Consider the following 11,631-nt stretch of genomic DNA (forward strand, 5'->3'; position numbering starts at 1 on the left):
TGACGTTCACGGACGACCGAGGCCGCCCGAAGTCCGTACGAGGTCGTCCGAATTGACCGGCCCCCCGGGTAACGCGAGCCACCCGTCCAAGGGTTCAGGCGTCGCGCCCTGTCCCAGCCTAATCACCATGACTGTCCGTAGGGCAGGCCTGCCCACCTCACCGCGGCAGCCCGTTACGGCACACCCTGCCCAGAAGTGGCGTACGCACGCTCACTATTGACCCCGAAAGCAGACAAACAACGGCATCAGGAAGGCCACTTGCCTCCCGTGAACGGACCGTGAGGCAGCCAAAAGGGCCGCCACGGAACTTCTCCGCGCGGCCCCTCGGTTCCCGGCGTCCCCGCCGACCGACTACTCCGCCGGCAGGCCGCCCGTCGTCGGCGCCGGTTCCAGATCGAACTCGCCGTCCCGCGCGCCCAGCACGAAGGCCCGCCATTCCGCCTCCGTGTACCGGAGGACCGTCGCCGGGTCGAGCGAGGACCGCATGGCCACCGCGCCCCCGGGGAGATACGCGATCTCGACGCGCTCCTCGTGCTCCTCCGTGCCCGGCGCGCTCTGCCATTCGACGCCCGAGATGTCGAGCGCGTAGAGCTCGTCCTTCTCCCGCTCCTTGCGCGCCTTGACGTCCTTGTCCGCTTCCTCGGCCATGTTCCGCCGGCCCCTTCCCCACGTACGAATGACCTCTGCCGTCACCCTAGTGGCCTGGTCCGCGCCGTCCGGGAAGGTTCGAAGACCCGGACGGAAGCATCCGGCCAGGCTGGTACCCTGTGTAACGGCCGTTTGTGTACGCACCCCCGGAGCACTGCTCCGGAGGCCGCGCCCAGCGGATCCCCGCCTCCCGAGTAACGGAAGCTCCCCTGAGAATTCGACCAGGGGCACTCGGTGGCAGACACGAGACTACAAGGAGTAAGCGTGCCGCTCGACGCCGCTACGAAGAAGCAGCTCATCAGCGAGTTCGGTCAGAAGGAGGGCGACACCGGCTCCCCCGAGGTCCAGGTCGCCATGCTCTCGCGCCGGATCTCGGACCTGACCGAGCACCTCAAGACCCACAAGCACGACCACCACTCCCGCCGTGGTCTTCTGATCCTGGTCGGCCAGCGTCGCCGCCTGCTTCAGTACCTGGCCAAGAAGGACATCCAGCGCTTCCGTGCGCTGGTCGACCGCCTGGGCATCCGCCGTGGTGCGGCCGGCGGCGCCAAGTAAGACGCCGTGAAGGGAGCGGTTCCCACTTCTTGGGAGCCGCTCCTTTTGCTGTATGTGCTGCCGCAGGTGCTCTCTACGTGCGGAGTGTCACCGACGCTTTGTAGTGTGGTAGCACAACGCAATACGCAGGAAACCGCACGTACGAACACAGCGTGACGACGCCGTACCCGCCGGGTAGGGCATCTCACGACAACGAACGAGGAGAAGCGCGCCTCATCGCCGCCGGTCCTCGGTAGTGGCCCCCGGGCGAAAGAGCCCCGGGTGCTTCGATCGAAGACCGGCCCGCACCAGAAGGAGCGCTTCTCCGCCACCGTCCCCCTGCCACACGGGCAGGACGGGACGAAGACGAGGAGAAAACGCTAGTGGAGAACGAGACCCACTACGCCGAGGCCGTTATCGACAACGGTTCCTTCGGCACCCGCACCATCCGCTTCGAGACGGGCAGGCTGGCCAGGCAGGCCGCCGGCTCCGCCGTCGCGTACCTGGACGACGACACCATGGTGCTGTCGGCCACCACCGCTTCGAAGAAGCCCAAGGACCAGCTCGACTTCTTCCCCCTGACGGTGGACGTCGAGGAGCGGATGTACGCCGCCGGCAAGATCCCCGGCAGCTTCTTCCGACGTGAGGGCCGTCCCTCCGAGGACGCCATCCTCACCTGCCGTCTGATCGACCGCCCGCTGCGTCCGTCCTTCAAGAAGGGCCTTCGCAACGAGATCCAGGTCGTCGCGACGATCATGGCCCTCAACCCCGACCACCTGTACGACGTCGTGGCGATCAACGCCGCCTCCGCGTCCACCCAGCTGGCCGGTCTGCCCTTCTCCGGCCCGGTCGGCGGCGTCCGCGTCGCGCTGATCAACGGCCAGTGGGTCGCGTTCCCGACGCACACCGAGCTCGAGGACGCCGTCTTCGACATGGTCGTCGCCGGTCGCGTCCTCGAGGACGGCGACGTCGCGATCATGATGGTCGAGGCCGAGGCCACCGACAAGACGATCACGCTCGTCCAGGGTGGCGCCGAGGCGCCGACCGAGGAGGTCGTGGCCGCCGGCCTCGACGCCGCGAAGCCCTTCATCAAGGTCCTGTGCAAGGCGCAGTCGGACCTCGCCGCGAAGGCCGCCAAGCCGACCGGTGAGTTCCCGATCTTCCTGGACTACCAGGACGACGTCTTCGAGGCCCTCACCGCCGCGGTCAAGAGCGAGCTCGCCCAGGCGCTCACCATCGCCGGCAAGCAGGACCGCGAGGCCGAGCTGGACCGCGTCAAGGAGATCGCCGCCGAGAAGCTGCTCCCGCAGTTCGAGGGTCGCGAGAAGGAGATCTCCGCCGCGTACCGCGCGCTGACCAAGAAGCTGGTCCGCGAGCGCGTCATCAAGGACAAGATCCGCATCGACGGCCGCGGCGTCACGGACATCCGTACGCTGGCCGCCGAGGTCGAGGCCATCCCGCGCGTGCACGGCTCGGCGCTGTTCGAGCGTGGCGAGACCCAGATCCTGGGCGTCACCACCCTCAACATGCTCCGCATGGAGCAGCAGCTGGACACCCTCTCCCCGGTGACCCGCAAGCGCTACATGCACAACTACAACTTCCCGCCGTACTCCGTCGGTGAGACGGGCCGCGTCGGCTCCCCGAAGCGCCGCGAGATCGGCCACGGCGCGCTCGCCGAGCGCGCGATCGTGCCGGTCCTGCCGACCCGCGAGGAGTTCCCCTACGCGATCCGTCAGGTGTCCGAGGCCCTCGGCTCCAACGGTTCGACGTCCATGGGCTCGGTCTGCGCCTCGACCATGTCGCTGCTCAACGCCGGTGTGCCGCTCAAGGCCGCCGTCGCGGGTATCGCCATGGGTCTGATCTCCCAGGAGATCGACGGCCAGACGCACTACGTCGCCCTCACCGACATCCTCGGTGCGGAGGACGCCTTCGGCGACATGGACTTCAAGGTCGCCGGCACCAAGGAGTTCGTGACCGCCCTCCAGCTCGACACCAAGCTGGACGGCATCCCCGCCTCCGTCCTGGCCGCGGCCCTCAAGCAGGCCCGCGACGCCCGCCTCCACATCCTCGACGTGATGATGGAAGCGATCGACACGCCGGACGAGATGTCCCCGAACGCCCCGCGGATCATCACCGTCAAGATCCCCGTGGACAAGATCGGTGAGGTCATCGGCCCCAAGGGCAAGATGATCAACCAGATCCAGGAGGACACCGGCGCCGACATCACGATCGAGGACGACGGCACCATCTACATCGGTGCCCAGCAGGGCTCGCAGGCCGAGGCCGCGCGCGCCACGATCAACGCGATCGCCAACCCGACCATGCCGGAGGTCGGCGAGCGCTACCTGGGCACCGTCGTGAAGACGACGACCTTCGGCGCGTTCGTGTCGCTGCTCCCGGGCAAGGACGGTCTGCTGCACATCTCGCAGATCCGCAAGCTCGCCGGCGGCAAGCGCGTGGAGAACGTCGAGGACGTCGTCGGCGTGGGCTCCAAGGTCCAGGTCGAGATCGCAGAGATCGACTCCCGCGGCAAGCTCTCCCTGATCCCCGTGATCGAGGGCGAAGGCGACGATGAGAAGAAGGACGACACCGACCAGTGACGTCGAGTAGCTCCACGACGACGGCCCGCACCTCTTCGGAGGCGCGGGCCGTCGCCCGTACCCAAACCCTCATCAAGGGCGCGAACGGCATCGGTACGGTTCGCAAGACCACCCTGCCCGGCGGGCTGCGCATCGTCACCGAGACGCTCCCCTCCGTGCGCTCCGCCACGTTCGGCATCTGGGCGCACGTGGGCTCCCGCGACGAGACGCCGACCCTGAACGGCGCGACGCACTACCTGGAGCACCTGCTCTTCAAGGGCACGAACCGCAGGTCAGCCCTGGACATCTCCTCGGCGATCGACGCGGTCGGCGGCGAGATGAACGCGTTCACGGCCAAGGAGTACACGTGCTACTACGCGCGCGTGCTCGACACCGACCTGCCGCTGGCCATCGACGTCGTCTGCGACATGCTGACCGGCTCGCTCATCCGCGAGGACGACGTCAACGTCGAGCGCGGCGCGATCCTCGAAGAGATCGCGATGACCGAGGACGACCCGGGCGACTGCGTGCACGACCTGTTCGCGCACACCATGCTCGGCGACACCCCCCTCGGCCGCCCGGTCCTCGGCACGGTCGACACGGTCAACGCCCTCACCGCGGACCGCATCCGCCGCTTCTACAAGAAGCACTACGACCCGACGCACCTCGTCGTGGCCTGCGCGGGCAACGTCGACCACAACAAGGTCGTACGCCAGGTCCGCGCCGCCTTCGAGAAGGCCGGCGCCTTCAAGAACGCCGAGGCGGCACCCATCGCCCCGCGCGACGGCCGGCGCGGCATCCGCACCGCGGGCCGCGTCGAACTGCTCGGCCGCAAGACCGAGCAGGCCCATGTCGTCCTCGGCATGCCGGGTCTGGCCCGCACCGACGAGCGCCGCTGGGCGCTCGGCGTGCTGAACACCGCCCTCGGCGGCGGCATGTCCTCGCGGCTGTTCCAGGAGGTCCGCGAGAAGCGCGGCCTGGCCTACAGCGTGTACTCGTACACGTCGGGCTTCGCCGACTGCGGTCTCTTCGGCGTCTACGCGGGCTGTCGCCCGAGCCAGGTCCACGACGTCCTCAAGCTCTGCCGCGACGAGCTCGACCAGGTCGCCGAGCACGGTCTCTCGGACGACGAGATCGGCCGCGCCATCGGCCAGCTCCAGGGCTCCACGGTCCTCGGCCTGGAGGACACCGGCGCGCTGATGAACCGGATCGGCAAGAGTGAGCTGTGCTGGGGCGAGCAGATGTCGGTCGACGACATGCTGGCCCGGATAGCGTCGGTCACCCCTGACGAGGTCCGCTCGATCGCCCGGGACGTCCTGGGACAGCGGCCCTCGCTGGCGGTCATCGGCCCGGTCAAGGACAAGCAGGCCTCCCGGCTGCACGACGCGGTCGCGTAGATCCCGGCCGCGTGAATCCCGTCTCGGTAAGGAACGAAGCAATGAGCAAGCTGCGCGTGGCGGTCCTCGGTGCCAAGGGCCGGATCGGAGCCGAGGCGGTACGAGCCGTCGAGGCCGCCGAGGACATGGAACTGGTGGCCGCGCTGGGCCGCGGCGACAAGCTGGAGACGCTCGTCGACGCGGGAACCCAGGTCGTGGTCGAGCTGACCACTCCGGCCTCGGTGATGGGCAACCTCGACTTCTGCGTCCGGCACGGCATCCACGCCGTGGTCGGGACGACCGGCTGGACCGAGGAGCGCCTCACTCAGCTCGGCACCTCACTGGCCGCGTCCCCGGAGACCGGCGTGCTCATCGCGCCGAACTTCTCCATCGGGGCCGTACTGACGATGAAGTTCGCCGAGATCGCGGCGCCGTACTTCGAGTCCGTCGAGGTCGTCGAGCTGCACCACCCGAACAAGGTGGACGCTCCCAGCGGCACCGCCACGCGCACCGCTCAGCTCATCGCCGCGGCCCGGGAACGCGCGGGCAGCGCCCCGCAGCCCGACGCCACGGTGACCGCCCTGGACGGCGCCCGCGGCGCCGACGTCGACGGCGTCCCGGTGCACGCGGTCCGGCTGCGCGGCCTCCTCGCCCACCAGGAGGTCCTGCTGGGCGGCGAGGGCGAGACCCTGACCATCCGCCACGACTCCCTCCACCACAGCAGCTTCATGCCGGGCATCCTGCTCGGCGCCCGCCGCGTGGTGACCACACCGGGCCTCACCTTCGGCCTGGAACACTTCCTGGACCTCGGCTGAGCCGGGGAACGTACGACAGTTAGCCGGCAGACATGCGCGCGAAGATCACCTATGCCATCACGGCCGCCGTCCTGGTCGTCTATTTCGTCCTGGTCGGCAGCCGGGGTGTGCTGCTCATCCAGAACGGCACCCTGATCACCGTCACCTTCGGTGTCGCGGTGCTCATCCTGCCGGTCATCGGCGTCTGGTTCCTCTGGATGAACACCCAGTTCGTCCGGAAGGCCAACCGGCTCTCCGCCGTGCTCGACGCCGAGGGCGGACTGCCCGTCGACGAGCTGCGGCGCACCGAGGGAGGCCGCATCGACCGCGACTCGGCCGACGAGGTCTTCGCCCGCCGCAAGGCCGAGACCGAGGACGCCCCGGACGACTGGCGCAACTGGTTCCGCCTCGCCGTCGCCTACCACGACGCCCGGGACACCCCGCGCGCCCGCAAGGCCATGCAGAGGGCCATCGCCCTGCACGAGGGCCGGACGCTGGAAGCCTGATCAGGTCGTACGACGATGGGGCCGGCCCGCAGCGCGCGGGCCGGCCCCATCGTCGTGATGTCTCAGACCCGCCGGTACTCGTCGGCCCACACCTCGACGACGTCCGCCGCCCGGTCGAAGGCCTCGGTCCGCGCCAGGAAGTCGGCGTTGTGCGTGGTCATCAGCGGGGGCGCGTCTCCGGGCGCGCGGTTCCTGCTCACGAGCGTCAGGGCCTGGCCCTGGACCGTGCGCGGCAGTCCCAGCCAGCGCACCGGCTGCTGGACCGTGCGCACCGCCACGACCCGCTCCCACGGTGTCGTGTGCGTGACGAAGAAGCCCACCCGGCGCAGCCCTCGGGCGCTGACCCACACACCCATGCGCAGCAGCCGCAGCGCGCACAGGATGACGACCGTCGCCCCGGCCATGCAGGCCGCGGCGCCGGGCAGCGTCCCGGCGACGGCGATTATCACGGCCGCGACGAGCACGTACGAGGCGAGCAGCAGGACGAGCGCGGCCGCGCCCACCCGCCAGGGGCCGGGCCGGTAGGGGCGCCGCCAGCGGTCGCGGTCGTCGAAGGGCAGCGCGACATCCTCCGCCGCCTCGTCAAAGGCGCGGTCCGCCGTCAGGAAGGGCAGGGGCACGACTGATCCTCACTCAATCCACGCATGGGCTGTGCCCGGTGAGGTTATCGAGCCGGTTGCCGGCTCACCACCCTTGGGGGTCCGGAAGAGTCAGCGGCCGTCCGACGCCTCGGAATGCTGCGTCTGCGCAGGTGACCGATCCTGTGACAGGGCGGGCATTCCGAGGATCAGGGACCCGGCGATCCCGGCGATCACGGTGAGTCCCATGAGCCACCGGCCGGCTATCTGCCCGGCGGAGGACCGCTCGCGGGGCGGGGGAGCGACATTGCTGCGGAACTGGTCGGCTTCGGCGTTGAAGGCGAACGGGACGGGCTCGCGCCGACGGAACATGGGCGGTGCTTCTCCTCTGGGGGTCGCGGGATGCGGTGATGCGGTGACAAGCGACTCGAACTGCTCGAACAGGTCAGTCTCACTCATACAGACGGCCGAACGCCCCAAGAGGTGCCCAGAATCACCGAATTCGCAGGACTTCGCCGTCTAATGTCGCGGCACGGTAGCGAACGCCCCGTTGTCAGTGCCGGGCCGTAGAGTGGTCGCCGCCCGAGCCAGTGATGGGAAGGACCCTCCGCACGTGACCGACACCCCAGCCGACGACCTCAAGCCCAGCTTCCGCAGCGATGTCACCGTCGAGCTGATCAAGCACACGGCCTCCGACGCCGACGTGCTGTTCGCCGCCCGTGTCTCCACCGCCGGGGAGCAGTCGCTGGAGGAGCTGCAGAAGGCCCCGGAGCGCTCCAAGGGCCTGATCAACTACCTGATGCGGGACCGGCACGGCAGCCCCTTCGAGCACAACTCGATGACCTTCTTCATCAGCGCCCCGATCTTCGTCTTCCGGGAGTTCATGAGGCACCGTGTCGGGTGGTCCTATAACGAGGAGTCGGGCCGCTACAGGGAGCTGGAGCCGGTCTTCTACGTTCCCGGTGAGGACCGCAAGCTGGTCCAGCAGGGGCGCCCCGGCAAGTACGAGTTCGTCCAGGGCACCCCCGAGCAGTACAAGACTGCCAGCGCGGTCATGGAGGAGTCCTACCGGCAGTCGTACGCCGCGTATCAGGAGATGCTGGCCGCCGGTGTCGCCCGCGAGGTCGCCCGGGCCACCCTTCCGGTCGGTCTCTTCTCCTCGATGTACGCCACGTGCAACGCCCGTTCCCTGATGCACTTCCTCGGTCTGCGTACCCAGCACGAGCTCGCCAAGGTCCCGTCCTTCCCGCAGCGGGAGATCGAGATGGTCGGCGAGAAGATGGAGGCGGAGTGGGCCGGGCTCATGCCGCTCACACACGCGGCCTACAACGCCAACGGGCGCGTGGCGCCGTAACACGCCTCCGCGCACCGGCCCGGCACAGATGTACGGATCAGCCGAGCGAAGTGTCCGTATTGCGGCATTTCGCGAAGTTCATCTAGCCTGATCAAACGGACCCGGCACTGCTTGAACCCCCGAGCAGGCAGTGCCGGGTTCCACCTTTGTCATGCTTTGTCGTGTCTCCCGAGGGCAGACCACGCGTTGAGCAGCGAGTAGCGTGTTACCCATGGCTCCGACCTCCACTCCGCAGACCCCCTTCGGGCGGGTCCTCACCGCCATGGTCACGCCCTTCACGGCGGACGGCGGACTCGACCTCGATGGCGCTCAGCGGCTCGCCACCCACTTGGTGGACGCAGGCAACGACGGCCTGATCATCAACGGCACCACCGGTGAGTCCCCGACCACCAGCAACGCGGAGAAATCGGATCTCGTACGCGCGGTGCTGGAGGCGGTGGGCGACCGCGCCCACATCGTCGCCGGCGTCGGCACGAACGACACCCACCACAGCATCGAGCTTGCCCGCGACGCCGAGAAGACCGGCGCGCACGGCCTGCTCACCGTGACGCCGTACTACAACAAGCCCCCGCAAGAGGGCCTGTACCGGCACTTCTCGGCCATCGCCGACGCGACCGGACTGCCGGTCATGCTCTACGACATCCCCGGCCGCAGCGGCGTCCCGATCAACACCGAAACTCTGGTGCGGCTCGCCGAGCACCCGCGTATCGTCGCGAACAAGGACGCCAAGGGAGACCTCGGCCGGGCCAGCTGGGCCATCGCCCGCTCAGGCCTCGCCTGGTACTCGGGCGACGACATGCTGAACCTGCCGCTGCTCTCCGTCGGCGCGGTGGGCTTCGTCTCCGTGGTCGGCCACGTCGTCACCCCGGAACTGCGCGCGATGCTCGACGCGTACCTCTCGGGCGACGTCCAGAAGGCCACCGAGATCCACCAGAAGCTGCTCCCCGTCTTCACCGGCATGTTCCGCACCCAGGGCGTCATGACGACCAAGGCCGCGCTCGCCCTCCAGGGCCTGCCCGCCGGTCCGCTGCGCGCCCCGATGGTCGAACTGTCGCCCGAGGAGACCACCCAGCTCAAGATCGATCTTGGCGCCGGCGGGGTAGAGCTCTAGCCACAGACTTCGCCACCACAGACTTCACAACTGAATACGTACGACCGCAGGCCATCGGTCTGCACCCCACACACAACAGCTACTGCACGAACGTCACGCGCGCCACGTGCCTTGCCAGGTACGTGGCGCGCGTGGTGAGGAGAGTCTTTTGAGTCATCCGCATCCTGAACTCGGCGCACCGCCGGTCCTCCCGAAGGGCGGCCTCCGGGTCACCCCGCTCGGCGGCCTCGGCGAGATCGGCCGGAACATGACGGTCTTCGAGTACGGAGGCCGCCTGCTGATCGTCGACTGCGGAGTGCTCTTCCCCGAGGAGGAGCAGCCCGGAATCGACCTGATCCTGCCGGACTTCACGTCCATCAGGGACCGCCTCGACGACATCGAGGGCATCGTGCTCACGCACGGCCACGAGGACCACATCGGCGGCGTCCCGTTCCTCCTGCGCGAGAAGCCGGACATCCCGCTGATCGGCTCCAAGCTGACCCTCGCGCTCATCGAGGCGAAGCTCCAGGAGCACCGCATCCGGCCCTACACGCTCGAAGTGGCCGAGGGCCACCGTGAGCGCATCGGCCCCTTCGACTGCGAGTTCGTCGCGGTCAACCACTCCATCCCGGACGCCCTCGCGGTCGCCATCCGCACCCCCGCGGGCATGGTCGTCCACACCGGCGACTTCAAGATGGACCAGCTCCCGCTGGACGGCCGCCTCACGGACCTGCACGCGTTCGCCCGGCTGAGCGAGGAGGGCATCGACCTCCTTCTCTCGGACTCCACGAACGCCGAGGTCCCGGGGTTCGTCCCGCCCGAGCGCGACATCGCGAACGTGCTGCGCCAGGTCTTCGCCGGTGCCAGCAAGCGGATCATCGTGGCGAGCTTCGCCAGCCACGTCCACCGCATCCAGCAGATCCTCGACACCGCCCACGAGTACGGCCGCAGGGTCGCCTTCGTCGGCCGCTCGATGGTCCGCAACATGGGCATCGCGCGGGACCTCGGCTATCTGAAGGTCCCGCCGGGCCTGGTCGTCGACGTCAAGACGCTCGACGACCTCCCGGATCACCAGATCGTCCTCGTCTGTACGGGCTCCCAGGGTGAGCCGATGGCCGCCCTCTCCCGGATGGCGAACCGCGACCACCAGATCCGGATCGTCCAGGGCGACACGGTGATCCTGGCGTCGTCGCTGATCCCGGGCAACGAGAACGCGGTCTACCGCGTCATCAACGGCCTGACCCGCTGGGGCGCGAACGTCGTCCACAAGGGCAACGCCAAGGTGCACGTCTCCGGCCACGCCTCCGCGGGCGAGCTGTTGTACTTCTACAACATCTGCAAGCCGCGCAACCTGATGCCGGTCCACGGCGAATGGCGCCACCTGCGCGCCAACGCCGAGCTCGGCGCCCTGACCGGCGTCCCGCACGACCGGATCGTGATCGCCGAGGACGGCGTCGTCGTCGACCTGATCGAGGGCAAGGCGAAGATCTCCGGCAAGGTCCAGGCGGGATACGTGTACGTCGACGGCCTCTCGGTCGGTGACGTCGGTGAGCCCACGCTCAAGGACCGCAAGATCCTCGGCGACGAGGGCATCATCTCGGTCTTCGTGGTGATGGACGCCAGCACCGGCAAGCTCACGGCCGGCCCGCACGTGCAGGCACGCGGTTCCGGTATCGACGACTCCGTCTTTGTCGATGTCATCCCGAAGATCAGGGAAGTCCTGGAGCGGTCGGCCCAGGACGGTGTGGTCGAGCCCCACCAGTTGCAGCAACTCATCCGCCGCACGCTGGGCAAGTGGGTGTCCGACACCTACCGCCGGCGCCCGATGATCCTCCCGGTCGTCGTCGAGGTCTGACGTCCGGCAGAGCCCCAACCTGGAGCGGAGCGCCTCGATTTGCATCGGGGTGCTCCGCTCCAGTACGTTTACGTCTCCGCCTGAACGGGCACCCGAAAGCTTCAAGCTTCCGGACCAGTCCCCGAACTGGGCGGGAATTCCGACTCAGGAAACCTGATAAAGTCGGAGCCGCCGGAAAGGGAAACGCGAAAGCGGATTACCTGGAAAGCACCGAGGAAATCGGGCCCGAAAGGATCTGATAGAGTCGGACTCGCCGGAAAGGGAAACGCGGAAGCGGGAACCTGGAAAGCGCCGAGGAAATCGGATACGGAAACGGT

Annotated in this window: 12 protein-coding genes; 8 read left to right on the forward strand and 4 right to left on the reverse strand. The window is 68.4% G+C overall.

Translation table 11 applies throughout. From position 1 onward, the window contains the following. Positions 1–351 precede the first annotated feature (351 nt). Positions 352–648, reverse strand: coding sequence for a DUF397 domain-containing protein (locus ACZ6KY_RS29825; protein ID WP_469313358.1), 297 nt, complete (start codon positions 646–648; stop codon positions 352–354). A gap of 264 nt (positions 649–912) precedes the next feature. Between ACZ6KY_RS29825 and rpsO the strand changes: the two genes are divergently transcribed. The 5 genes from rpsO to ACZ6KY_RS29850 all read left to right on the forward strand — a co-directional run bounded on the left by rpsO (position 913) and on the right by ACZ6KY_RS29850 (position 6,437). Further along, positions 913–1,203, forward strand: coding sequence for a 30S ribosomal protein S15 (gene rpsO, locus ACZ6KY_RS29830; RefSeq protein ID WP_081219736.1), 291 nt, complete (start codon positions 913–915; stop codon positions 1,201–1,203). A 362-nt stretch (positions 1,204–1,565) separates the two neighbouring features. Next, on the forward strand, positions 1,566–3,782 hold the full coding sequence (locus ACZ6KY_RS29835) for a polyribonucleotide nucleotidyltransferase (RefSeq protein ID WP_469313359.1): 2,217 nt from the start codon (positions 1,566–1,568) through the stop codon (positions 3,780–3,782). Then, positions 3,779–5,158, forward strand: a complete 1,380-nt coding sequence (locus tag ACZ6KY_RS29840; protein ID WP_469313360.1) for a M16 family metallopeptidase — start codon at positions 3,779–3,781, stop codon at positions 5,156–5,158. The genes ACZ6KY_RS29835 and ACZ6KY_RS29840 overlap by 4 nt, the downstream gene beginning before the upstream one ends. A gap of 41 nt (positions 5,159–5,199) precedes the next feature. After that, positions 5,200–5,952 (forward strand): 4-hydroxy-tetrahydrodipicolinate reductase, encoded by a 753-nt coding sequence (dapB, locus tag ACZ6KY_RS29845; RefSeq protein ID WP_469313361.1) that lies wholly within the window; start codon positions 5,200–5,202, stop codon positions 5,950–5,952. A 32-nt stretch (positions 5,953–5,984) separates the two neighbouring features. Continuing rightward, positions 5,985–6,437, forward strand: coding sequence for a tetratricopeptide repeat protein (locus tag ACZ6KY_RS29850; RefSeq protein ID WP_355842083.1), 453 nt, complete (start codon positions 5,985–5,987; stop codon positions 6,435–6,437). A gap of 62 nt (positions 6,438–6,499) precedes the next feature. Here ACZ6KY_RS29850 and ACZ6KY_RS29855 read toward each other — a convergent pair whose 3' ends face one another. Next, positions 6,500–7,057: a hypothetical protein gene (locus ACZ6KY_RS29855; RefSeq protein WP_469313362.1), complete on the reverse strand. Its 558-nt coding sequence runs from the start codon at positions 7,055–7,057 to the stop codon at positions 6,500–6,502. A gap of 90 nt (positions 7,058–7,147) precedes the next feature. Continuing rightward, entirely contained in the window at positions 7,148–7,387 is a 240-nt protein-coding gene (locus tag ACZ6KY_RS29860; protein ID WP_469313363.1) for a hypothetical protein, read from the reverse strand. Between the two features lie 241 nt (positions 7,388–7,628). Here ACZ6KY_RS29860 and thyX point away from each other — a divergent pair, with 241 nt between their 5' ends. The 3 genes from thyX to ACZ6KY_RS29875 all read left to right on the forward strand — a co-directional run bounded on the left by thyX (position 7,629) and on the right by ACZ6KY_RS29875 (position 11,314). Next, on the forward strand, positions 7,629–8,369 hold the full coding sequence (gene thyX / locus ACZ6KY_RS29865; protein ID WP_469313364.1) for an FAD-dependent thymidylate synthase: 741 nt from the start codon (positions 7,629–7,631) through the stop codon (positions 8,367–8,369). A gap of 211 nt (positions 8,370–8,580) precedes the next feature. Further along, the gene (gene dapA, locus ACZ6KY_RS29870) at positions 8,581–9,480 is read left to right on the forward strand and encodes a 4-hydroxy-tetrahydrodipicolinate synthase (RefSeq protein ID WP_469313365.1); all 900 of its coding nucleotides are present in this window, start codon (positions 8,581–8,583) and stop codon (positions 9,478–9,480) included. Between the two features lie 148 nt (positions 9,481–9,628). After that, a complete protein-coding gene (locus ACZ6KY_RS29875) occupies positions 9,629–11,314 on the forward strand; it encodes a ribonuclease J (protein ID WP_469313366.1) in 1,686 nt (561 codons plus the stop codon). 101 nt (positions 11,315–11,415) lie between these two features. On the opposite strand, the gene ACZ6KY_RS29880 is transcribed toward ACZ6KY_RS29875, so the two are convergent. Continuing rightward, on the reverse strand, positions 11,416–11,631 hold a 216-nt coding region (locus ACZ6KY_RS29880), incomplete at its 5' end, for a hypothetical protein (protein WP_469313367.1).

Source organism: Streptomyces sp. NPDC042002 (genome assembly GCF_055588305.1).